21 protein-coding genes are annotated in these 23283 nt (G+C 73.3%); 14 read left to right on the forward strand and 7 right to left on the reverse strand.

The genetic code is table 11. The features are described from left to right. On the reverse strand, window positions 1–417 hold the full coding sequence (locus tag OG462_RS33030; RefSeq protein WP_406063295.1) for a VOC family protein: 417 nt from the start codon (window positions 415–417) through the stop codon (window positions 1–3). 66 nt (window positions 418–483) lie between these two features. Between OG462_RS33030 and OG462_RS33035 the strand changes: the two genes are divergently transcribed. Beyond that, entirely contained in the window at window positions 484–1227 is a 744-nt protein-coding gene (locus tag OG462_RS33035; RefSeq protein WP_406063297.1) for a nucleoside/nucleotide kinase family protein, read from the forward strand. Between the two features lie 93 nt (window positions 1228–1320). Continuing rightward, window positions 1321–1899, forward strand: a complete 579-nt coding sequence (locus OG462_RS33040; RefSeq protein ID WP_406063299.1) for a TIGR03086 family metal-binding protein — start codon at window positions 1321–1323, stop codon at window positions 1897–1899. Window positions 1900–1955: 56 nt separating this feature from the next. On the opposite strand, the gene OG462_RS33045 is transcribed toward OG462_RS33040, so the two are convergent. Continuing rightward, window positions 1956–2696 carry a glutamine amidotransferase-related protein gene (locus OG462_RS33045; protein ID WP_406063301.1) on the reverse strand — a complete coding sequence of 247 codons (741 nt, stop codon included), beginning with the start codon at window positions 2694–2696 and terminating at the stop codon, window positions 1956–1958. Between the two features lie 96 nt (window positions 2697–2792). Between OG462_RS33045 and OG462_RS33050 the strand changes: the two genes are divergently transcribed. The 4 genes from OG462_RS33050 to OG462_RS33065 all read left to right on the forward strand — a co-directional run bounded on the left by OG462_RS33050 (window position 2793) and on the right by OG462_RS33065 (window position 6488). After that, the gene (locus tag OG462_RS33050; protein ID WP_406063303.1) at window positions 2793–3326 is read left to right on the forward strand and encodes a tetratricopeptide repeat protein; all 534 of its coding nucleotides are present in this window, start codon (window positions 2793–2795) and stop codon (window positions 3324–3326) included. Window positions 3327–3344: 18 nt separating this feature from the next. Further along, a complete protein-coding gene (locus OG462_RS33055; protein ID WP_406063305.1) occupies window positions 3345–4226 on the forward strand; it encodes a LysR family transcriptional regulator in 882 nt (293 codons plus the stop codon). 49 nt (window positions 4227–4275) lie between these two features. Beyond that, complete coding sequence (locus OG462_RS33060; RefSeq protein WP_406063307.1) at window positions 4276–5235, forward strand: hypothetical protein; 960 nt, start codon at window positions 4276–4278, stop codon at window positions 5233–5235. A gap of 110 nt (window positions 5236–5345) precedes the next feature. Further along, on the forward strand, window positions 5346–6488 hold the full coding sequence (locus OG462_RS33065) for a M24 family metallopeptidase (RefSeq protein ID WP_406063309.1): 1143 nt from the start codon (window positions 5346–5348) through the stop codon (window positions 6486–6488). A gap of 18 nt (window positions 6489–6506) precedes the next feature. Here OG462_RS33065 and treZ read toward each other — a convergent pair whose 3' ends face one another. Together treZ and OG462_RS33075 are read right to left on the reverse strand one after the other, a co-directional pair. Then, window positions 6507–8258 carry a malto-oligosyltrehalose trehalohydrolase gene (treZ, locus tag OG462_RS33070; protein WP_406063310.1) on the reverse strand — a complete coding sequence of 584 codons (1752 nt, stop codon included), beginning with the start codon at window positions 8256–8258 and terminating at the stop codon, window positions 6507–6509. Between the two features lie 108 nt (window positions 8259–8366). Continuing rightward, entirely contained in the window at window positions 8367–9359 is a 993-nt protein-coding gene (locus OG462_RS33075; protein ID WP_406063312.1) for a GNAT family N-acetyltransferase, read from the reverse strand. A gap of 134 nt (window positions 9360–9493) precedes the next feature. On the opposite strand from OG462_RS33075, the gene OG462_RS33080 reads away from it, so the two are divergent. From OG462_RS33080 to OG462_RS33090, 3 genes are all read left to right on the forward strand, one after another. Beyond that, window positions 9494–10042 carry an FHA domain-containing protein gene (locus OG462_RS33080; protein WP_406063314.1) on the forward strand — a complete coding sequence of 183 codons (549 nt, stop codon included), beginning with the start codon at window positions 9494–9496 and terminating at the stop codon, window positions 10040–10042. Between the two features lie 137 nt (window positions 10043–10179). Continuing rightward, entirely contained in the window at window positions 10180–11388 is a 1209-nt protein-coding gene (locus OG462_RS33085; protein ID WP_406063316.1) for a cytochrome P450, read from the forward strand. A gap of 96 nt (window positions 11389–11484) precedes the next feature. Then, window positions 11485–11976 (forward strand): hypothetical protein, encoded by a 492-nt coding sequence (locus OG462_RS33090; RefSeq protein WP_406063317.1) that lies wholly within the window; start codon window positions 11485–11487, stop codon window positions 11974–11976. A gap of 40 nt (window positions 11977–12016) precedes the next feature. On the opposite strand, the gene treY is transcribed toward OG462_RS33090, so the two are convergent. Then, the gene (treY, locus tag OG462_RS33095) at window positions 12017–14374 is read right to left on the reverse strand and encodes a malto-oligosyltrehalose synthase (RefSeq protein WP_406063319.1); all 2358 of its coding nucleotides are present in this window, start codon (window positions 14372–14374) and stop codon (window positions 12017–12019) included. Between the two features lie 90 nt (window positions 14375–14464). Here treY and OG462_RS33100 point away from each other — a divergent pair, with 90 nt between their 5' ends. Beyond that, a complete protein-coding gene (locus OG462_RS33100; protein ID WP_406066816.1) occupies window positions 14465–15697 on the forward strand; it encodes an MFS transporter in 1233 nt (410 codons plus the stop codon). Here the strand turns inward: OG462_RS33100 and glgX are convergent. Continuing rightward, window positions 15666–17786 carry a glycogen debranching protein GlgX gene (gene glgX / locus OG462_RS33105; protein ID WP_406063320.1) on the reverse strand — a complete coding sequence of 707 codons (2121 nt, stop codon included), beginning with the start codon at window positions 17784–17786 and terminating at the stop codon, window positions 15666–15668. The two genes, OG462_RS33100 and glgX, sit on opposite strands and share 32 nt — an antisense overlap. A 189-nt stretch (window positions 17787–17975) precedes the next feature. Between glgX and OG462_RS33110 the strand changes: the two genes are divergently transcribed. The 4 genes from OG462_RS33110 to OG462_RS33125 all read left to right on the forward strand — a co-directional run bounded on the left by OG462_RS33110 (window position 17976) and on the right by OG462_RS33125 (window position 22428). Then, entirely contained in the window at window positions 17976–18788 is an 813-nt protein-coding gene (locus OG462_RS33110; protein WP_406066817.1) for a Tat pathway signal sequence domain protein, read from the forward strand. Between the two features lie 56 nt (window positions 18789–18844). Beyond that, window positions 18845–20224, forward strand: coding sequence for a copper amine oxidase (locus OG462_RS33115; protein ID WP_406063321.1), 1380 nt, complete (start codon window positions 18845–18847; stop codon window positions 20222–20224). Between the two features lie 110 nt (window positions 20225–20334). Then, window positions 20335–21615 carry an SAV2148 family HEPN domain-containing protein gene (locus tag OG462_RS33120; protein WP_406063323.1) on the forward strand — a complete coding sequence of 427 codons (1281 nt, stop codon included), beginning with the start codon at window positions 20335–20337 and terminating at the stop codon, window positions 21613–21615. A gap of 87 nt (window positions 21616–21702) precedes the next feature. Then, complete coding sequence (locus OG462_RS33125) at window positions 21703–22428, forward strand: 3'-5' exonuclease (RefSeq protein ID WP_406063325.1); 726 nt, start codon at window positions 21703–21705, stop codon at window positions 22426–22428. Here the strand turns inward: OG462_RS33125 and OG462_RS33130 are convergent. Beyond that, on the reverse strand, window positions 22425–23255 hold the full coding sequence (locus OG462_RS33130) for an alpha/beta fold hydrolase (RefSeq protein ID WP_406063327.1): 831 nt from the start codon (window positions 23253–23255) through the stop codon (window positions 22425–22427). The two genes, OG462_RS33125 and OG462_RS33130, sit on opposite strands and share 4 nt — an antisense overlap. Window positions 23256–23283: the final 28 nt, after the last annotated feature.

Here is a 23283-nt window from a genome sequence, read left to right on the forward strand (position 1 = left end):
TTACGCGGTCGGTTCCGCCGGCTGGAGGAGGTCCCAGCGGTTGCCGTACAAGTCCTCGAAGACGGCGACCGAGCCGTAGGGCTCGTGGCGCGGGTCCTCCAGGAACTTGACGCCCGCCTCCGTCATCCGGGCATGGTCCCGGGCGAAGTCCTCGGTGTGGAGGAAGAAGCCGACCCGGCCGCCCGTCTGGTTGCCGACGGAGGCCTCCTCGGCGTCGTTCTTGGCGCGGGCCAGGAGCAGGCCCGCGTTCCCGAGGCCGCCGACCCCGGCCGCGCCGCGCGGGCGGACGACGACCCAGCGGCCGCCGCCGCCGCGGTCGGTGTCCTCGACCAGGTCGAATCCGAGGGCGTCGGTGTAGAAGGCGATGGCCTCGTCGTAGTCACGGACGACGAGGGTCACAAGTGCGATGGACGGCATGGGGCAAAAGTAGTACGTAGGAATCTACCCGCGTCAACCGGCACGCCCGGTGCGAGAATGCCCGACATGGACGCGCAACAATTCGAGCGTCTCGCCGCCCGGGCGAGGGCCCTCGCGGAGACGGGGAGCGGGCGGGAGAGCGGGCCCGGAAGCGGTCCCGACGGCGGGCCCGGAAGGCTGGATGACCGGCCTGGGAGCGAGCTCGGGAGCGGGCTCGGGAGCGGGTCGGAACACGCATCCGTTCAGCGCCGCATCCTCGGTCTCGCCGGTGCGCCCGGCGCCGGGAAGTCCACGCTCGCCGCGCGGCTCGTCGCCCGTCTCGACGGGCTCGCCGTCCTCGTCCCCATGGACGGCTTCCATCTGGCCCAGGCCGAACTGGAACGCCTCGGCCGGGCAGGCAGGAAGGGCGCGCCCGACACGTTCGACGCCGCCGGATACACCGCGCTCCTCGCCCGGTTGCGTACCCCCGCTCCCGGCACCACCGTCTACGCGCCCGCCTTCGACCGCTCCATCGAGCAGCCGATCGCCGGGGCGATAGCCGTCGGCCCCGAAGTCCCGCTCGTCGTCACCGAGGGCAACTACCTGCTGCACGACGAGGACGCCTGGGCCGGTGTCCTGCCGCTCCTCGACGAGGCCTGGTACCTCGACCTGGACGCCCGGCGCCGCGTCCCCCGGCTCGTCGACCGCCACGTCCGCTTCGGCAAGGACCGCGCCCACGCCGAGCGCTGGGTCCACGGCTCGGACGAGGCGAACGCCCGCCTGGTGGCCCGCGGCCGCGACCGCGCCCACCTCGTCGTGCCGATGTCGTAGGTCCTGTCGGTCCTTGGCGAAAAGGTCGGACGCCGGGTCGACCGCCGACCTATGGTGACGATTCGATCTTGGAAACAACGGGAGGGCCGACGGATGACCGCCGACGGATTCAAACTGCTCGCCGAGGCGCACGACTACCTGCTCGCCGCTGCGCGTGGCGTCCCCGCCGGGGCGTGGGGGGACGCGACACCGTGCACGGAGTGGACGGTGCGGCAGGTGCTGAACCACGCGCGCCTGGACCAGCAGGCGCTGGTCATGCAGATCACGGGCGTCACGCCCGCGAGTGACCCCTTCGAGCCCGTGGACGCGACGGCGGACGACCCGGTCGCGGAACTGACGGCGGTGCTGGAGGCGGCCGCCGCGGCGTGGGAGTCGGGGAGGGACGCCGAGAGCGTGCCCACCCCGATGGGGCCGATGCCGGCCGAGACGGGCGCCGCCGCCGCGGCGCTCGATGCCGGCATCCACGCCTGGGACATCGCCAGGGCCACCGGGCAGGACCTGCCGCTGACGGAGGAGATGGCCGAGGCGCTGGAGGACATCGCGTCGAAGCTCGTCGACTTCGTCCGCGACTCCTTCGGGAAGTACGCGCCGGCGCTGGTCGTTCCGGAGGGGGCGAGCCGCGCGGAGAGGCTCCTCGCCTTCACCGGGCGCGACCCGCACTGGTCCCGCTGACCTCCCGTCGACCTCGCGCGGGCACGGCACCCGGCACCCGGCCCGGGGACCTGTCCCTAGGCCGGGTGCTCGGCCGCGTGCTTCGCGGCCGCCACCGCCAGTGCCCGGATCAGCGGGTGCGGTCGGGTGCCGTCGCCCGCGAGTTCCGGCTGGAAGAGGGTGGCCAGGAAGAAGGGGTGGGAGGGGAGTTCCGCGATGCGGATCCCGCCCTCCTCGTCCGCGCCCGTGAACCGCAGGCCGTGGGCCCGCAGGGTGTCCAGGTGGCGGCTGTCGGGGCCGTAGTTGCAGTGGTAGCGCTCGGTGGTCCGCTCCGCGCCCAGGGCCTGCTCGGCGAGCGAGCCCGGGGTGACCCGTACGACTCCCTCGTGGCCCACCAGCGAGCAGGCGAGCGGCGCGATCAGCAGGTCGCCGGCGTCGGCCGACGGGTCGTTCTCGGCGTGTGCCGCACCGGTCAGACCGCAGACGTCCCGCGCGTATTCCAGGAGCGCGTGCTGGAAGCCGCCGCAGGTGCCGAGGAACGGGATGCCGTCCTCGCGGGCCGTGCGGATCGCGGCCAGCGCCCCCGCCTCGCTCGCGTACGGGCTTCCCGGCAGCACCCACACCGCGTCGAAGCCCTTCACCGCGCCGGGCGTCTCCGCGTCCCCGGTCGGGATCCAGTACGCGTCGAGGGCGAGGCCGTCGCGCTCGGCGAGCGCGTCGAGGAGGACGGGGATCCGGACGTGGGAGCGGACGTGCGGGGAGCGGTCGCCGACCAGGGCGATACGGGGGGTGCGGGGGAGGGTGTGCGTGTCGTTCATGGGGACCATCCTTGGCGGCGCCCCCCGTTCACGTCCAACGATGATTGCTGCACCTTCCATCGCCGATGCTTATGTGGAGCTGGATAGGGTGGCCGCATGACAACCGATCATGAGCTGCCCGACTGGGAGAGCCGCGTCGCCGCCCTCTGGGAGCGGCTCGACACGTACGAGCCCGCCGACTTCCGCGCCCGCGTCGCCGCACTCGCCGCCGAGCGCCCCGCCGACGACGCCGCCGCACTCTTCGAACAGGGCGCCGCCCACGACTCCACCGGACAGCCGGAAGAGGCCGTCCGTCTCTACCGTCGCGCGCTCGACCTGCACCTCACCGGACTGCGCCGCCGCCGGGCCGTCATCCAGCTCGCCAGCAGCCTGCGCAACCTCGGCCGGCCCGACCGCAGCGTCGAACTCCTCACCGCCGAACGGGACATCCCCGCCGACCGGCTCGACGCCGACGAGACCGCGCTCTCCGGCGCCGTCGACGCCTTCCTCGCCCTGGCCCTCGCCGACACCGGGCGGGACCGCGAGGCCGCCGCCCTCGCCCTCGGCGCCCTCGCCCCCCTGCTGCCCCGCTACAACCGCTCCCTCGCCCACTACGCCCAGGCCCTCCTCACCGCCCCCGACGGGTCCTGACGGGGCCCGGCGCACTCCATGGACCCCCACCTCCTCCGTACGTACGTCACCGTCGCCCGGCTCGCCTCCTTCTCCGAGGCCGCCCGTGAGCTGGGCTACACCCAGTCCGCCGTCTCCCAGCACATCGCCGCCCTGGAGGCCGACCTCGCGCTGCCGCTGCTCACCCGGCGGCCCGTCGCCCCGACCCCGGCCGGGGAGCGCCTCCTCGAACACGCCGGGGCGCTGCTGCTGCGGCTCGACGCGGCCCGCGCCGACCTCGACCGGTTCGCGGCCGCGCCCCGCGCCACCCTGAACGTCGCCGCCTCCCCGCTCGCCCTGCACGCCCGTACCCTCGCCGCGCTCCCCGCCACCGGCGTCACCCTGCGCGCCCTGCCCCGCGAGCGGGTGCCCGTCGCGGTCGCCACCGGCGAGGCCGACGCCGGGCTCGTCGACGGCATCGCCGCCCCCAGCGACCCGCTGAGGCTGCCCGACGTCGCCCCGCTCGCCGCGACCGGCGTCGCCGAGGAACCGCTCGCCGTCGTCCTGCCCGCGACCCATCCGCTCGCCGGGCGCTCCGGGCTCCGCCTCGACGACCTCGTCGACGCCCGCTGGCTCGACGCGCCCGCCGCCGGCCTCCCCCTCGACCAGCTGCGGGGCGCCCACGGCGGGCCCGCCGGGCGGGGTTTCCGTACCGCCCTGCGCTACGAGGGCACCGACACCCGCACCCTCGCCGCCCTGGCCGCCGCCGGTCACGGTCTCGCGCTGCTGCCCGCGCCGGTGGCGGCGGACGTCTCCGGCGCCACCGCCGTCCCCCTGATCGCGCCCCGGCTGGTCCACCGCACCGAACTCCTCCTCCCGGCCGGCATACAGGCCGAACCCACGGGCCCGGTGGCCGAGTTCACCCGACGGCTCAAGAGCTGACACCCGCAGTCGCTACCCTGTGCGCAACGGCGACGGAAGGCGGGCGGGCGTGGGGTGGCTGCGACGAGGACCCAGGCGGGACGGCGACGACGCACCGAGGGACCCCGAGTTCGCGTACTTCTCACAGCGCGAGGCCGCGCTCTTCCGCGGCCGCGTCCGGGAGACCTTCGCCGAACTCGGCCTTGAGGTGAGCGTCTACGCCGACCACGTCATCGACGACAAGGGCCGCCGCTTCGGCCTCGGCAACCTCGCCGCCGTCTGTCACCAGGACCGGCGGGGCCCCCGCGTCTGGCCCGGCATGATCGACCGGCACATCGGTCTGGTCGTCCGCGCCATGGACGGCCCCTCCGCGCTCGACACCCTGCCGCCCGAGCAGATCCGCTCCCAGCTCTATCCCCGGGTCGTCAGTGGGGACGGCATCGACGCCGCGGCCTTCGGGTACGCGAGGACCGTCGGCCCGGGTCTGTACGAGATCCTCGCCCTCGACCTGCCGGAGAGCGTCATGATGCTCACCGACGATGCGCTCGACCGGCTCGGCGACCACGCCCAGCTGCGCGACCGCGCCCTGCGCAATCTGCGCGGGCTTCCCGTCGAGGAGCACGAGACCGTCCGCGACTCCGACGGCATGTGCTTCGAGATCATCCTCGGCGACTCCTTCTACACGGCGAGCCGCGTCCTCGACCTGGACGGCGTCGTCCGGCGGGTCACCGGCCTGCCGATAGGCGAACACGGCGCCCTCGTCGCGATGCCGTTCCGGCACCAGCTCGCCTTCCACCCCATCCGGGACACCTCGATCATCCCGGCCCTCGGCGCGATGGCCTCCTTCGCCGCCTCCGGGTACGAGGACACACCGGGCGCCATCAGCCCGTACGTCTTCTGGTGGCGCGGCGGCACGCTCACCCAGCTCAGCGAGCACGACGCGGAGAGGGGGGACCTGCGGATCGTCGTCGGCGACGACTTCCAGGACCTCCTGGAACGGCTCATCGCCCAGGGCCCGGACCTCGGCTGACCGGTCGCGGGCGCGGGGGCCCGAGCGTCGCCGACCGGTCGCGGGCGCGGTCCCCGCCCGGCAGGATGCTGTACGTCGAGGACGCCGAGGACGCCCCAGAAGGAGACCCCATGTCGAGCAGCCCCGCCACCGAGACGGTCGAACCGTTCACCGCGGACGACTACCGGGCCCGGATGGCCCGCGCCGCCGAGTCCGCCGCCGACGCCGGGCTCGCCGGCGTCGTCGTCGCCCCGGGCCCCGACCTCGTCTACCTCACCGGCTACCAGCCCACCGCGATCACCGAGCGGCTCACCGTCCTCGTCCTCGCCGCCGGTCGGGAACCGGTCCTCGTCGTCCCGACCCTGGAGGCCCCCGACGCCGAGAAGGCGGCCGGGGCCGCCGCACTCACCCTGCGGGACTGGACCGACGGCAAGGACCCGTACGCCGTCACCGCGCCCCTCCTCGACGTCGACGGGCGGTTCGGCGTCAGCGACAACGCCTGGGCCATGCACCTCCTCGGCCTCCAGCAGGCCCTCCCGGGGACCTCGTACGTCTCCCTCACCGAGGCCCTGCCGATGCTCCGGGGCGTCAAGGACGCCCACGAGCTGGCCCGGATCGCGGCCGCCGGGGCCGCCGCCGACCGGGCGTACGGCGAGATCCTCAAGGTCCGTTTCGCCGGCCGCAAGGAGACCGACGTCGCCGCCGACCTCGCCGCGCTGCTGCTGCGCTTCGGGCACTCGCAGGTCGACTTCACCGTCGTCGGCTCGGGTCCCAACGGCGCCAACCCCCATCACGAGGCCGGCGACCGGGTCATCGACCACGGCGACATGGTCGTTCTGGACTTCGGCGGCCTCAAGCACGGGTACGGCTCCGACACCACCCGTACCGTCCACGTCGGCGAACCCACCGACGAGGAGCGGCGCGTCCACGACCTCGTACGGGAGGCCCAGCAGGCCGGCTTCGAGGCGGTACGGCCCGGGGTGGCCTGCCAGGAGGTCGACCGGGCGGCCCGCAAGGTCATCACGGACGCCGGGTACGGCGAGTACTTCATCCACCGCACCGGCCACGGCATCGGCGTCACCACGCACGAACCGCCGTACATGATCGAGGGCGAGGAGCTCCCGATCGTGCCGGGCATGTGCTTCTCCATCGAGCCCGGCGTCTATCTGCCGGGCCGCTTCGGCGTCCGGATCGAGGACATCGTGACGGCGACGGAGGACGGTGCGGGGCGCCGCTTCAACAACACCCCGCACGAGATGGCGATCGTCGGGTAGCCGCCCGCGGGGTGGTCGTCAGCCGTCCGCGAGGACGACCGCCGACTCGCCGGGGAGCCGCAGGACCCCGTCCGCCGCCGGGGTCTCGACCGGCTCCCACGCCGCCAGGACCTGGTCCCGGCCGTTGGTGCCGAGCGGGATCACGGCCGGCTCCTTGCCCAGGTTGACCGCCACCCGCAGGACCCCGCGCCGGAAGACCAGCCAGCGGGCCTCCTCGTCGAAGGCCACCTTCACGCCCGCCAGGTCCGGGTCCGTCAGGTCGGGCAGGGTGCGGCGCAGCGCGATGAGCTGGCGGTACCAGGCGAGCAGCCGCTTGTGCGGGTCCCGCTCGCGCTCGGCCCGGTCGAGGACCGAACGGTCGCGGGTGGCGGGCTCCTGGGGGTCGGGGACCTCGTTCTCGTCCCAGCCGTGCTCCGCGAACTCCCGCCGTCTGCCCCGCCGTACGGCCTCCGCGAGCTCCGGATCGGTGTGGTCGGTGAAGTACTGCCAGGGCGTGGTCGCCCCCCACTCCTCGCCCATGAAGAGCATCGGCACCGAAGGCCCCGTCAGGACGAGGGTCGCCGCGCAGGCGAGCAGGCCGGGGGAGAGGGAGGCCGAAAGGCGGTCCCCCAGGGCCCGGTTGCCGATCTGGTCGTGGGTCTGGGCGTACCCGAGGAAGCGGTGGGCGGGGGTGCGCTCCCGGTCCACCGGACGTCCGTGACGGCGGCCCCGGAAGGCCGAGTACGTGCCGTCGTGGAAGAAGACGTGCGTGAGCGTCTTCGCGAGCGCGGCCATGGGGGCACGCGCGAAGTCCGCGTAGTAGCCCTGGGATTCGCCCGTCAGGGCGGTGTGCAGGGAGTGGTGGAAGTCGTCGTTCCACTGGGCGTGGACGCCGATCCCGCCGAGCGCCCGCGGGGCGGTCGTGCGCGGGTCGGCCAGATCGGACTCGGCGATCAGGAAGTGCGGCCGGCCCTGCTCCTTCGCCAGCTCGTCGACGGCCGCCGAGAGCTCCTCCAGGAAGGTCAGCGCCCTGGTGTCGGCGAGCGCGTGCACGGCGTCGAGCCGCAGCCCGTCGATCCGGTAGTCCCGCAGCCAGGCGAGCGCGCTGCCCCGGAAGTACGCCCGGACCTCGTCCGAGCCGGGCGCGTCCAGGTTCACCGCCGCGCCCCACGGCGTGTGGTGGGTCTCCGTGAAGTACGGGCCGAAGAACGGGAGATGGTTGCCGGAGGGCCCCAGGTGGTTGTGCACCACGTCCAGGACCACGCCCATGCCGAGCCCGTGCGCCGCGTCCACGAACCGCTTCAGCGCCTCGGGACCGCCGTACGGCTCGTGCACGGCCCATGGCGCCACCCCGTCGTACCCCCAGCCCCGCACCCCGGGAAACGGGCACAGCGGCATCAGCTCCACATGGGTGATGCCGAGGCCCGCCAGCTCCCCGAGGCGCGCGGCCGCCGAGTCGAGGGTCCCCTCCGGGGTGAAGGTGCCCACGTGCAGCTCGTACAGGACGCCGCCGCGCATCCGCAGCCGCGGGGAGTCGTGACGCCAGGCGTACGTGGAGTGGTCGACGACCGCGCTCAGCCCGTCGGGCCCGTCGGGCAGCCGCCGGGAGCGCGGGTCGGGCAGCAGGGGCCCGCCGTCGAGCGAGAAGCCGTAGCGGTCGCCGTCCTCGGCGGGCACGACACCCGTCCACCAGCCGCCCCGCTCGGCGTCCCGCTCCAGGGGGTGTCCGGAGCCGTTCAGCTCCAGCGTCACCCGGTCACGGGCGTTCGGCGCCCACACCTCGAAGAGCACGGAAATCCCCTCGTCGACGGACCGACCACGCATCGGATCCAGACATCGGATCCACGCGTCGGATCAGCTCGGCGGATCAGCGAATGACCACCGCGTCCATCCTGGCAGTCAGGACCCCGCCGCGCCCGGCGCGTCCCACACGTAGTTGATCGCGCGCTCGAAGGTGATGTAGCCCGCACGGGCGAAGGCGGCCGCCATCGGCACGTTGCCCAGGTCGGTCGCCGCCCGGATACGGGGCACGTCGGCGGCGGCCAGGACGCGGGTCCCCTCGACCAGGATGTCGTCGATGTAGCCGTTGCCGCGGTGGGCCGGCAGCACGCCGATGTACGCGATCGTGTGGTGGTAGTTGTTGCGCGCGGGGACGACGAAGCCGACCGGCTCGCCGCTCTCCGGCAGCTGGGCCACCCGCCACCACTCCTGCGGCGAGGAGTAGTGCGCGAACTCCTCGTCGTAATGCAGCTCCGCGGCCTCCCGCGCCGACAGGCCGGAGGCCAGGTCGGCCTGTCCGTGCGCGTCGAGCGTGCCCTCCATGACCGGTGTCATCAGGGCGACCAGGTCCTCGCGGTCCCGGACCGGGCGGAACTCCAGACGGCCCTTCGCCTCCGGTACGGGGGTGCCGGGCTGCCATTCGAGGCGCAGCCGCTCGACCAGGGGACGGGCTCCCGTGGCCTCCAGGGTGCCGAAGACGGACTCCAGGAGGGACCGGGTCTCCGGCACCTCGCGCCAGTCCGCCGGCATGAAGCGGCCGAACTCCGGGCGCTTCCCGCCCGCCGGGATCACGGCGGCCGTGGCGGTCTCCAGGAGCCGCAGACCGACCTCGGCGCGCTCCTCCGGGGAGAGCTCGGGGTCGAGGTCGAAGAAGTCGAGTGCCAGCGGCTCGCCGCCTGCCGCGTTCGTCCACCAGGCGAGCCGGCCGAGGAGCCGGTCGCCGTCGAGGGCGACCCACATCCACTCCGGCAGGCGGCGGCCGGTGGCGAGGTCGTCCGCGAGCTCGTGGTCGAGCGAGTAGGTGAGGCGGAGGAACAGGTCGAGTTCCTCGGGTCCGGCGAGCGGACGTATGACGTGGTCGTGCTGGAGTCCGGCCGGAGAAGACGCGGTCACGTGGTGTTTCCCCCTGGGGATGGGTGATCTGGAGACCGCAGACCGTAGCAGCGGTCATGAACGGCGGGGTAAGGAGTTTCCCGGCCCGGGGCCCTTCTGGACACTGCGGGCCCGACGGACCGACAATCACGGGTGTGACGACCCCTTTCGAGCTTCCGGCGAGCACCCCTCGGCTGACCGACGCCGAGCGGGACCGTGCGCTGGTGCTGCTCCGTGAGGGCGCCGCTCAGGGCCGCCTCTCGCACGACACGTTCGTCTACCGGATGGAGCGCGCGCTCCAGGCCCGGCGCCCCGACGAACTCGCCGTGCTCACCGCCGACCTGAGGACCGAGGGCACCTGGACCCGTCGGGTGGTGGGCGCGGTCGAGCGGATGTCCGCGTTCACGGCCAGGCTGGGGCGGGCCTGGAGCGCGGAGCGGCTGCCGAAGCTGCTGCTGCCCCTGCCGGGCCCGCAGCCGCTGCGGATCGGCCGCGACCCGGTCAACGGACTCCGGCTCAGCCACGAGACCGCCTCCCGGCTGCACGCGGAACTGTCGATGCAGAGCGGGATGTGGGTGCTGCGCGACCTCGGCTCGACGAACGGCACGACCGTCAACGGGCGCCGGGTCACGGGCGCGGTGGTCGTGCGGTCGGGGGATGTCGTGGGCTTCGGCCAGATGTCGTTCCGGCTCTCGCACGGCTGAGCCGCTGGTAGGCGCCCCGCCCTGTCACCCGTTCGGCGGTACGCGGCGGGCGGTGCGGCGGGTGCGGTGATGGGCTGTGGGAGACGCGCGCCACGATCTCCGGCCGCGGCACCCACCGCCGATCGACAGGGGGCGCGATGAGCGACGAGCCGAACCGCGAGCCGGGCCGAGGCATAGGGAACGAGGCGGCGGGCACGCCGCACCTCCGGGCCGGGATGCCGCCCGGGGATCCCTGGACCCGGCTGCCGTCCATGGCACCGGCGACGCCTCCGGCCGACGAGGGAGTGGGCGCCGGCGCGCGGGGCGGTCGCGCCCCCGTGCCGGGGCGCGTGCGGACCGTGCCCGATCGGGCCGCCTCGGGGCCCGCCGGGGCTGCCGGGGCCGTCGGGCCGGGCGGACCCGGTGCGCCTGGTGTGCCCGGCGCTCCCGGCTCCAGGATCGTCGCCCCGAGCCCCCTCGACCCCGGTGCGACCCGGGACCCGCACGGGATCCACCGGACCCTGCGCGAGGAGTTCCCGCTCACGTACGACCCGCTGCTCCGGTCCTGGGTGCTCAGCCGGTACGCGGACGTGGCCACCGCCCTCACCGACAGCCGCTTCACGCACGGGCACCGGCCCGGCGACCCGCCGTGCGCGCGGGCCCATGTCGACGTCGACGTGGAGGCCCTGCACTCGGTCACCGAACGGACGGCGTACGTCCTGGCCCGCCGGATCGCCGAGCGGCCGCAGGCCGACCTCGTCGCCGACTTCTGCCACTGGCTGCCCGCCGGAACGGTCGCCGCCGCCGTCGGTGTGCCCTACCGCGACATGATGCGGCTCGTCCGGGGCCGGGCGGCCGGGGCGCTCGCCGGGGAGTGCGGCGGGCAGATCGCCGTACGGGAGAAGGCCCTCGCCTCCTTCCTCGGCAACGTCCTCTCGGACCCCGACCAGGTCGCCGCCCTGCGTGACGCACCGGCCGGCCTCGTGGGCCGCGCCTGGACGGAGTCGCTGCGCCGCGACCCGCCCGTGCAGATCGCCGTGCGCCGCACCAGCGCCGAGGTCCCGGTCAGCGGCGGTGTCGTCCCGGCCGGAGCGTCCGTCGCCCTGCTCGTCGGCTCGGCCGGGCGCGATCCGGAGCGCTTCCGTGAGCCCGACCGCTTCGACCCGCTCCGCGACGACCCGGGCCAGCTCACGTACGGCAGCGGCCTCTGCCCGGCCGTGATCCTGGCCGGGCTGGAGGCCGAGTACGCCCTGCGGGCCCTGTTCACGGCCATGCCCCGGCTCCGTCTCGCCGACGGCTTCCGGCCCACGTACACCGGCCTCATCACCCGCGCCCCGCGGAGTCTGATCGTCCGTCCCGGTGGCTGATCCGGGGCGGGGCAGGCGCGCCCCGCCCGCTGCTAGGGTGACGTGCGCTCGTCAAGAAGCGCCTTATCAAGTACCAGATTCAACGGGGATTCAAACGTGAAGAAGCGTCATATCCGCGCGATCGCTGTCTTCGGCATCGCGGTCGTCGCCCTGACCGGTGCCCGCGGCTCGCACGGCGGCAGCTGCGGTGGCTCCAGCAGCTCGGGCAGTTCGAGCAGCAACCACAACAGCGACAACGACAGCACCTCCGGTGGAACCTCCGGCGGCTCCCTGCCCGGCGGCTCCAGCAGCGCCGCCAAGGCGGCCCGCGACGTGACCATCAACGAGTGCACGTACGACGCGGCGACCAAGAACCTCGTCGCCCGCATCACCGTGAAGAACGACGGCGTGCTCGACTACGACTACAGCGTCACCATGAAGTTCAAGGGCGACGCGGGCGGCACCGCGGTTCCGGCGACCGCGACCAAGACCGCCATCGCGGTCGCGGCGGGCGCCTCCGCGAGCGCCGAACTGACCACCCCGTACTCCGGATCCGGTGACGGCTCCGAGTACACCAAGTGCGAGGTCTCGCGAGCCTCCCGCTCCTGACGGATCGAGGTGGCGGTGCCGGATCCGGCACCGGTTCACCTCACTCCGTCCGCGTGAGCAGTGCCACCGGTCGGTCCGCGAACAGCTCCGCCAGCTTGAGCTCCGTCGCCGGGCCGCCGGTGAACTCCCGTACGCCGTCGAGGGCGTCGGTCCAGAGCCCCTCGGGCAGCACCAGCTCCGTGTCCTGCCAGCCGCCCGCCTGGGCCAGCCGCAGGGAGAGCCGGGTGACGGCCGTGATCACCCGGTCGGAGCGCGTGAAGGCCAGGCAGTGCCCGGCCGCCGGGCCCTCGGCCGTGAGCGGGACGTAGCTGCCGCCCGGGCCGAAGGCGTCCGGGTGCGCGCGCCGCAGCCGCAGCGCCGCCCGCACCAGGGCCGTGTGGTCGTCGTCCTCGCCGATCGTGAACGGGGCCCGGTTGTCCGGGTCGACCAGAGCCCGGTACTCGCGCTCCGTGTTCTGGTACAGCTCCGGCACCCCCGGCATGGTCAGCTGGGTGAGGAGCGCGCCCAGCGCGTGCGCCCGGATGTGCGGTTCCAGGGCGAAGGCCGCCTCCGAGGCCGCCCGGAGCGGGATACGGCCCGGCCCGGCCGCCGCGAACTCCGTCACCGCCCGCTCGTACTCCGTGTCGGGTTCCGTCCAGCTGGTCCGCAGCCCGGCCTCCCGTACCGACTTGAGGACGGCGGGGCCGAGCCGCTCCGGATCCGGGGTGCCGAAGCCGAACGCGGTCTGCCAGGCCGTCCAGGCCACGTGCGCGTCGGGCACCGGCACCCCCGCGACGTCCGCGAGGAGCTCCGCCCACACCTGCGGGCACTGGGACAGGACCGCGATCGCGGCCCGGACGTCGGCGCTGCGCTTGGTGTCGTGCGTCGACAGGACGGTGCCGGTGCCCGGCCAGTCCCGTGCGATCCGCCCGCAGTACGCGTGGAACTCGTCCACCGACACTCCCGGGCGGCCCGCGTCCCCGCCGACCTCGTTCGCCGAGAGCAGCGGGGTGTACCGGTAGAAGGCCGTGTCCTCCACGGACTTCGCCCGCAGCGCCGAGGACGTCTGCGCGAACCGGGCCCGGAACGCCCGGTGTTCGGGCCCTTCGCCGAGCGCCCCGAGCGCCAGGTCCCGTACGACATCGACCGCCGTGGCCTCCTCCGGCACCGCGAACGCCGCCTTCGCACCGCGCGCGGCCTCCGGGGTCAGCACCTCCTCGCCGCCGGTCCGGTAGGGGCGGTAGACCGGGACCCGGACGAGGAGTTCGCGGATCGCAGTGCGCAGCGCCCAGGGCGCGTGGTCCCGCAACGCGGGATCGGCCGCGCAGATCCGCTCCGCGATCCGGGTCAGGACGGCCGTCTCGGCTGCCAGGTCGTGGCCGACCACCTCGTACGCGGCGCGCCGCTCGGTCGCCTCCCAGCGGCCGCCCCTGTCCCCGGCCCGGCAGACGAACTCGCGGTACAGATCCGCCAGTTCGTCGGCGCCGACCGCGTCGGTGAACACCCCGTCGACGTGCCGCAGGGCGTCGTACCCGGTGGTGCCGGCGACCGGCCAGGCGGCGGGCAGCGTCTCCGGCCCCGTGAGGATCTTCTCGACCACCGTCCAGCAGCGCCCGTCGGTCGCCGCCGCCAGGTCCTCCAAGTAGCCCTGGGGGTCCCCGAGTCCGTCCGGATGGTCGATCCGCAGTCCCTCGATCACCCCGTCCCGGACCAGCTCCACGATCTTCGCGTGGGTCGCCGCGAACACCTCGGGGTCCTCCACCCGCACCCCGATCAGCTCCGAGATCGTGAAGAACCGGCGGTAGCCGAGCTCGGTGCGGGCGAGGCGCCACCAGCCGAGCCGGTACCACTGGGCGTCGAGCAGCTCGTCGAGCGGCAGCCCCTCCGTGCCGGGCCGCAGCGGGAAGTCCTGGCCGTCCAGGTGGAGGGCTCCGTCCGCGACCCGCAGCCGGTCCCGTACCTCCGGAAGCCGTGCGGGCAGCACCGGAAGCAGCAGCCGGCCGTCCCCCGCCGACCGGTCGATGTCGAACCAGCGGGCGTACGGCGACGCGGGACCGTCGCGGAGCACGGCGCGCAGCGCGTGGTTGTGCCGGGGGGAGGCCGCCATGTGGTTGGGCACCAGGTCCACGACGAGGCCGAGCCCGTGCGCCCGCGCGGTCGCGGCGAGGGCCCGCAGCCCCTCCTCGCCGCCGAGTTCGGCCCGTACGGACCGGTGGTCGGTGACGTCGTATCCGTGGGTCGAGCCGGGGACCGCCTCCAGGACGGGGGAGAGATGGAGGTGGGAGACCCCGAGGTCCGCGAGGTACGGCACGGCCCGCTCGGCCGCCGAGAACGGGAACTCCGGCTGGAGCTGGAGCCGGTAGGTGGCGGTGGGAAGGACGGGAAGGGGCGAGGCGGAACCGGACGGGAGGGAGGTCATGCGAACGTACGTACCCCGCGGGAAGGCTTCTGTGTCATCGCCCCATGCACCCGTTCGTGTGCATCGCGTTACGTTCGCCCGATGCTCCGGATGTATCGCGACACGCTCTCCCTGCTCGGCCCCGCCCTGCCGGTCGTCTCCTTCCTCGGCCGGCTCCCCACCGCCATGTGTCAGCTCGGCAGCCTCCTCCTGGTCGCCGAGACGAGCGGATCCCTCGCCACGGCCGGCCTCGCGGGCGGTGCGCTCGCGGCGGGACAGACCGTCGCGGGGCCCGTCATCGGCCGGCTCACCGACCGGCACGGCCAGCGCGGGGTCGTCCTCGTGGCCTCCCTCGCCAACGCGGTCGCCGTCGCCGCCCTGGTCCTCGCCGCCCTCGCCCACGTGCCGACCGCCTGGCTGATGGTCCTCGCCGCCCTCGCCGGGGCCTCCGTCCCCCAGGTCGGACCGCTCGCCCGGACCCGCTCGGTGGCCCTCGCCCGCCGCTCCGGCGCGGACGACCGGCTCGTCGGCGCGGTGCTCTCCTTCGAGGGCACCCTCGACGAGGTGTCCTTCGTCCTCGGCCCCGCGTTCGTCGGCCTCGCCGCCGCCCTCGCCCACCCGGCGGCCGCACTCCTCCTGGCGGCGCTCCTGCTCGTCGTCTTCGGCACGGCCTTCGCCCTCCACCCGACCGCCCGGGACACCGCGCCCGAAGTCTCCGCCGCCACCCGATCGGGTGCCGCCGAACGGACGCGGCTGCCGGGATCTGCGTACGCCCTGCGCGGCACGATGGTCCTCCAGGGCGCCATGTTCGGCGCCTCGCAGGCCGGGATCACCGCGCTCACCGAGGAGCTCGGCGCGCCCGCCCAGGCCGGTCTCGTCTATGCGGCGATGGGGGTCATGAGCGCCGCGGTCGGTCTCTCCATGGCGGCCGTGCCCGCCCGGATCGGGCTCGTGACCCGCTGGCGCGCCGCGACCGTCGCGCTCGTCGTCCTCTCCGTGCCGCTGCTGTTCGTCGGCTCGCTCGGCGCGCTCTACGCGGTCGTGGTCGTCCTCGGCGCCGCGTACGCCCCGCATCTGATCACCGTCTTCGGGCTCACCGAGCGATGCGTTCCCGCGACCCGGCTCGCCGAGTCCATGGCCTTCCTCACCAGTGGGATCGTGGCCGGGCAGGCCCTCGCCCTGGCCCTCTCCGGCCGACTGGCCGAAGGCCACGGCGCCCCCGCCGCCTTCGCGGTGGCGGTGGGAGCGGCCGTGGCCTGCGCCCTGCTGTCCTGGACGGTGCGGGTGCCGACGCCCATGTCCGTACGGGAGCTCAGGCCGGCCGCCGCAGAACGGTCAGGCTGAGCGGCGCGAGGGTCACCCGCTCGCCGCCCGCGAGCTCCGGGCCCTCCTGCGGTGGCATTCCCTCCGGATCGGAGGTGTCCACCACCGTGCGCCAGCAGGCCCCGTGGCTGTCGGGGACCGCGAACTCCAGCTCCTTCGCCGAGGCGTTGAACATCAGCAGGAAGGAGTCGTCGGCGATCCGCTCGCCCTGCGTGCCCGGCTCCGAGATCGCGTTGCCGTTCAGGAAGACGGTCAGCGCCTGGGCGTGCGCCGCCTGCCAGTCGCGGGACGTCATCTCCTCGCCCTCGGGCGTGAACCAGGCGATGTCGGTGAGCTCGTCGTGGGTGCCCTCCACCGGCCGCCCGTGGAAGAAGCGGCGGCGCCGGAAGACCGGATGGTCCCGGCGCAGCCGCACCATCGCCCGGGTGAAGCGGAGCAGCGTGGCCTCCGCCTCGCTGTTCTCCTTCGGCCAGCGCACCCAGGACACCTCGTTGTCCTGGCAGTACGCGTTGTTGTTGCCGCCCTGGGTACGCCCGAACTCGTCGCCGTGGCTGAGCATCGGCACCCCCTGCGAAAGCATCAGGGTGGCAAGGAAGTTACGGGTCTGGCGGGCGCGCAGCTCGGCGATGCCGACGTCCTCGCTCTCGCCCTCGGCGCCGCAGTTCCAGGAGCGGTTGTAGCTCTCGCCGTCCCGGTTGCCCTCGCCGTTCGCCTCGTTGTGCTTGTCGTTGTACGAGACGAGGTCCCGCAGGGTGAAACCGTCGTGGCAGGTCACGAAGTTGACCGAGGCGAGCGGTCGCCGGCCGTCGTCCTGGTAGAGGTCGGAGGAGCCGGTCAGCCGGGAGGCGAACTCGGCGAGGGTGCGCGGCTCACCCCGCCACAGATCCCGTACGCAGTCCCGGTACTTGCCGTTCCACTCGGTCCACAGCGGCGGGAAGTTGCCCACCTGGTAGCCGCCCTCGCCGACGTCCCAGGGCTCGGCGATCAGCTTCACCTGGCTGACCACCGGGTCCTGCTGCACCAGGTCGAAGAACGAGGACAGCCGGTCCACCTCGTGGAACTGGCGCGCCAGGGTGGCCGCGAGATCGAAGCGGAAGCCGTCCACGTGCATCTCGGTCACCCAGTACCGCAGGCTGTCCATGATGAGCTGGAGCACGTGCGGGGAGCGCATGAGCAGCGAGTTCCCGGTGCCGGTGGTGTCCGTGTAGTAGCGGCGGTCGTTCGAGAGCCGGTAGTACGAGGGGTTGTCCAGGCCCCGGAAGGAGAGCGTCGGGCCCAGGTGGTTGCCCTCGGCGGTGTGGTTGTAGACCACGTCGAGGATGACCTCGATGCCCGCCTGGTGCAGCGCCCGTACCGCCGACTTGAACTCCAGCACCTGCTGGCCCCGGTCGCCCCAGGACGCGTAGGCGTTGTGGGGGGCGAAGAAACCGATCGTGTTGTAGCCCCAGTAGTTGGAGAGCCCCGAGTCCACCAGCCGGTGGTCGTTCACGAACTGATGAACGGGCATCAGTTCGAGGGCGGTGACACCCAGTTCCTTCAGGTGCCCGATCACCGACGGGTGCGCGAGCCCCGCGTACGTCCCGCGCAGTTCCTCCGGCAGATCCGGGTGGAGCATCGTCAGGCCCTTCACATGGGCCTCGTAGATCACCGTGTGGTGGTACTCGGTGCGCGGCCGCCGGTCGTCGCCCCAGTCGAAGTACGGGTTGACCACGACCGAGGTCATCGTGTGCGGGCCCGAGTCGAGGTCGTTGCGCGCGTCCGGCTTCCCGAAGGGGTAGCCGTACACCGCCTCGCCCCACTCGACCTGACCCGACACCGCGCGCGCATAGGGGTCGAGGAGCAGCTTCGCCGCGTTGCAGCGGAGCCCGCGCTCCGGGGCGTACGGGCCGTGCACCCGGAAGCCGTAGCGCTGACCGGGCATCACGCCCGGCAGATAGGCGTGCCGCACGAACGCGTCGGTCTCGCGCAGCTCCACCGCCGTCTCCGAGCCGTCGTCGTGGAGCAGACACAGCTCGATCCTGTGGGCGGCCTCCGAGAAGACCGCGAAGTTGGTTCCCGCACCGTCATAGGTGGCGCCCAAGGGGTACGCCTGTCCCGGCCAGACCTGCATGGATACGACTCTTCCTCTTCTGTCCGGGTTTTGTAGATGTTCTTCGGCCGAATCCTGCCCGAAAGAGGCGCAACCTCCTAGGACTTCGCCCCGTCCTACCGGGTGACCGCAGACCAAGAGGGGGAAAGAGGGGGAAGTGTGTACGAAATAGCGCGCCGCCACCTGGGGAAGGTGGTGGCCGGAGCGGCCATGGCGGTGACGGGAACCGCCGTCGCGGTCGCGATCAGCCTGCCGGGCTTGGCAGGAGCAGACGACACGCCGGGCGGCCGCGGCACTGTCGGTGTGGGGGCGGCCGGAACCGCAGGATCGGCCGGAGCCTCGGGCTCTTCCGGAGAGCAGGGCACGGACGGTACGCAGGGCGACGCGCAGGCCCCGGGCACCGCGCCCGCGCCGGCGACCGTGGCACCCGTGGCGGCCGAGGGGGAGAAGGGCGTGGGCAGCGACCCGCTCACCGACGACGAGCTCGCCCGGGCCGAGACGCTGGCGCTGGCCCCGCCGGGCGCCGCGGCCCAGCAGAACGTCGAGGGCGGCCGGGGGCCCCAGCACCTGGGCACCGACCTCGCCGACCCACTGCCGGGGGACGGCACGCGCCGCGCCGAGGTCCGGTTCTACGACTACGCGCGGGACGAGCTCATCACCCGGACCGTCAACCTGGCCACGGGGAAGGTCGAGAAGTCCGGTGCGCAGCACGGGGTCCAGCCCTCCGCCCACCCCGAGGAGCTGCGCGAGGCCCTGGAGCTGATCCTCGCGAGCCCGCTCGGCAAGGGCGTCAAGGAGGACTACAAGGACGCCACGGGCAAGGAGCTCACCTCCACCGCCCAGTTGTGGTTCAACGGCGACCTCTACCGCACCTACCGCGAGGCGAACGTGCCCGCGCAGCTCGCCCGTTGCGGCGAGCACCGGTGCGTCCGGCTCGTCACCAAGGTCCTCAACGGGGCCTGGATCGACACCCGGAACCTGATCGTCGACCTCTCCGCGAGGACCGTCACCCGCGTCGGCTGACCACCGCCGCCACCGGTCCTCTCCTGCCGCATCTCCGTACGAGGGAGTACGTTCCCATGTCCACCCAGCGCAGCCTGTCCACCCGACAGAAGCGGCGTACCGGCAGGCGGGGCGCCGTCCTGACCGCCGCCGTCCTGCTCGGCACCGCCACGGCCGCCACCGCGACCGGGGCCACCGCCGCCCCCTCGCCGCGCCCGGCGGTCCCGACGCGCACCCCCGCGGTGCCGCCGCCGTCCCCGACGCGCGCCCCTGTCGCGCCCGAGGCCGAATGCTCCAACGCCTACCGCATCACGCAGAAGCTCGACGGCGGCGCGACCTGGCGCATGTGCTGGCGCTACGACACCGACGCCGGGCTGACGCTCGACAAGGTGACGTACCAGCCGCCCGGCGCAGCCGCCCCCATCAAGGTCCTCACCAGCGCCCGGCTCGCCCAGATCCACGTGCCCTACGACGACGGTGTCGCCGAGTACGACGACCTCACCGGCGCGGGCTTCGGCTGGGGCCTGCAGAACCTCAAGCCGGCCGAGTGCCCCGGCGGCACCCTCACCACCGTGAAGGTGCCCGAGATCGGCCAGATCAAGGGCCTGTGCACCACCACGCGGGCGCGTGGCCACGCGTACCGCATGGCCAGCGACAACGGCGCCAAGGTCTGGCAGGCACAGGCCAAGGACCTGCTCGTCTACACCGTCAACAAGGTCGGCTGGTACGAGTACATCTCCGAGTGGCGGTTCTCCGCCGACGGCACCATCGGCGCCAACGTCGGTGCCACCGGCAGCCTCTCGCCCGTCGACTACAACGCCACCGACGGCCGCGGCTGGCCCCTCGGCAAGGGCGCCCGCGCCTACGCCACCAGCCACGCCCACAACGTCTTCTGGAAGCTCGACTTCGGTCTCGACGGCTCCACCAAGGACCGGATCGAGCAGTTCGACTCGACCGTCACCGCGCCCCCCGCCGGCGGCGGCGGCCCGACCGTGAAGACCAAGCGCACCGTCGTCACCAAGGAGCTGGCCGGCGACGCCAGGAACATGCGCTGGTGGCGGGTGGTCAGCGGCACCGGCAAGAACGCCGACGGCCACGCCCGCTCGTACGAGATCGTCCCCGGCCACACCGACACCCACGCGGGGCGCGGCTTCACCAAGCACGACGTGTACTTCACGCAGGCGCGTACCTGTGAGAAGTTCGCGAGCAACAACATCGGCAACTGCGCGCCCAACGCCGGTGACAGTGTGGACAAATGGGTCAACGGGGAGACTCTGACCAAACCGTCCGTCTGGGTCAACATCGGGTTCCACCACATCGCCCGGGACGAGGACCAGCAGCCCATGCCGGTCCACTGGCAGGGCTTCCAGCTCGCGCCCAGGGACGTAACCGCTATGAATCCGCTCACTCCGTCCGATCTCGCCTCCCAGAACGGCCAGCCCGATCTGGGGAGTTGAGGAAGGAGCCTGACGATCCTGCTGCACCGCCTCCCGCTCCCGGAGTACCCTTCCTTGATCGTTGTCGGACCGGTCGACACGGGCGTCCAGGAGCAGAAGGCGGTGCGCGGGTGAGCTCGGGAGGTCTGGAGCTGCCCCCAGGGGATTCGGGTCACGAGGGGGGTCCGGCCGACCCCGCCGAGGCGCCGGCCGGCGTCGTGCCGCCGGGAGCCGCTCCGCCCGGCACGGTCACCGTCGCCCGGCCGGTCGAGATCGGGGCCGAGCTCGACTGGGGCGCCGAGGCGTGGAGCGAGGTCCGCACCCGCGCCCAGCGCGCCGGACGGGCCTACATCTGGCTGAACCTCGTCGAGCAGCGCCTCCGTGCCGTGGTCGCCGCCGTCCTGCGGCCCGTGTACGAACCCGTGCACGGCGAGGAGTGGGTGGTGGCCGCGGCGGGGCCGGCGGGTCAGGAGTGGGTGCAGCGGGCGGTCGCCGTACGCGAGGTGTCCCGGCGCAAGGGGTACCTGCTCGACCCGGCCGACGACAACGTCCTGAGCTTCCTCACGCTGCCGCAGCTGCGCGAGCTGATGGTGCAGCACTGGCCGTGCTTCGAGCCCTATTTCGACGACCGGCGTGAGGTCGAGCTGGCCCTCGACGAGCTGGAGGTCACGCGCAACGTGGTCTCCCGCAACCGGGCCCTCTCGCTGACCGTCCTCGCCCAGTCCGAGCGGGCCTCCGCCCGCATCCTGGAGATCCTCGGCAGTGGCGCCGGGGTGCCGTCCGCCGACCGGCTGCCCGTGGACGCGGTCGAGGACCTCGTCGGGGACCGGTACGCGGACGTGGTCTCCGTCCACCCCGACCGGGTCCGGCTCCAGCGGCAGCTGCCCGCCGAGGACCTCTTCGGCGGGGCCCGCCGCCTCGACGCCACCGGCATAGGTCTCAATCTGCTCGTGCAGAACTTCTCGGGGCGCCGCATGGTCCGCCTCGCCGAGTCCGGCTGCCGGACCCGGCTGCTCTTCCTCAACCCCGCGAGCAGCGCGGTCAAGCGCCGCGAGCGCGAACTCGGCCTGAAGAAGGGCGAGCTGAGCCGCTCGGTCGAGATGAACATCCTGCACATGCGGCGGGTCCGCTCCAAGCTCCGCGACCCGGGCGCCTTCCAGATCCACGTCTTCGACGAGACGCCCCGCTTCACCGCCTATCTGGTGGACGGCGACGGGCCGGACGGGGTCGGCGTCGTGCAGTCCTATCTGCGCCGGGCCCGGGGCATGGAGGCTCCCGTCCTCGTCCTGCGCGGCGGCGGGCGGAACGTGGTGCGCCACGGGCAGGGCATCCGTGACGGCGATCACGGACTTTTCGAGACATACCGGGAGGAATTCGAGTCCGTCTGGCTCGACTCCCGGCCCGTCTCCTGACCCTTCGACGGGGGAGACCGGGGGCGTTGTCAGTGGTGCGTGCGAGGGTGGTCAGCACCACGGGGGAGATCACGTAAGGAGGACCCGATGGCTTGGCACGGCGAGACGCTGGTCGGCTTCGACCTGGAGACGACCGGCACCGAACCGCTGGAGGCCCGTATCGTGACGGCCTCGATCATCGAGGTCGACGGCGGGGGACACGTCACACGCCGGCGGGACTGGCTCGCCGACCCGGGCATCCGCATCCCGGAGCAGGCCTCCGCGATCCACGGCATCAGCACCGAGCGCGCGGCCGCCGAAGGCCGGCCGGTGCGCGAGGTCGCCGACGAGATCGCGCGGGCCCTCGCCGAGTACTGGGAGGACGGTGTCCCGGTCGTCGCGTACAACGCCAGCTTCGACCTGACGCTGCTCTCCGCCGAGCTGCGCCGCCACGGACTGCCCTCGCTGAGCGAGCGGCTCGGCGGCGTCCCCATCGGGCCCGTCGTCGACCCGTACACCATCGACCGGGCCGTCGACCGCTACCGGCGCGGCAAGCGGAACCTGGAGGCGGTCTGCGGGGAGTACGGGGTGGTGCTCGAAGCCGCCCACCAGGCCGCCGCCGACGCGCTCGCCGCCGTCCGGGTCGCCGTCGCGATAGCCGAGCGGCACCGCCAGGTCGCCGAGCTGGACCCGGCCGAGCTCCACGAGCGGCAGATCGGCTGGTACCGCGCCTGGGCCGAGAACTTCCAGGACTTCCTGCGCCGCAAGGGCGACGCGGAGGCGGTCGTCGACTCCACGTGGCCCCTGCGGGAGGCGGTCGCGGTGGCCGGTTAGCCGTTCTCCTTGAGGAAGGAGAGCAGCAGCTCGTTCACCTGCTCCGGCTGGTCCAGCTGGAGCCAGTGGCCGGCCTCCTCGATGCGCTCGTAGCGCCAGGAGCCGTCGACGAACTCGCCCGTGGCGGCCATCGAGCGCTCGGTCAGGAAGCGGTCGCCGGTCGACCACAGGCCCATCACCGGAAGCGTCATCGGCAGGGGTACCAGCGGCAGCTCGGCGCCGAACTGGACCTCCGGAGGGAGACCGGCACGGTAGATGTTCAGCGCGGCCGTGAGCGCGCCAGGGGCTCGGAGCGGCTCGATCACGGACTCCGCGTCCGGGTGCTCGCCCAGCATCTCGCGGAGGTTGGCGTAGTCGTCACGCGCCAGCCAGTCCTCGGCGACGCCGGCCAGCTGGAAGAGGAGCATGTACCAGGACAGCTGCCGCTGCTCCCAGCCGGCGGCCCGCATGCCGCCCAGGTGCCCCACCGACAGCAGGCTCAGGCTGCGCACCCGGTCCGGCACCACACCGGCGAGACCCTGGACGACGCCGGAACCCCAGTCGTGGCCCACGAGGTGGACCCGGTCGGTGTCGAGCCGGGCGAGCAGCTCCAGCATGTCGCCGACATGCTTGGCCGGGTGGTACGCCTCCGGACCGCCCTCCGGACGGTCCGAGGCGCCGAAACCCCGCAGCGTCGGGGCGATCGTCATGAATCCGGCCGCGTTCAGCGCCGGGACCTGATGACGCCACAGCTGGTGGCTGTCGGGGAAGCCGTGCACGAGCAGCACGGCCGGCCCCTCACCGCTCACCTCGACGTCGAGCGTCACCTCGGTCAGTTCCACGCGCATCCCAACACCCCGTTCTGATAACCCGGTT

The sequence above is a fragment of the Streptomyces sp. NBC_01077 genome, assembly GCF_045162855.1.
Taxonomy (GTDB): Bacteria; Actinomycetota; Actinomycetes; order Streptomycetales; family Streptomycetaceae; genus Streptomyces.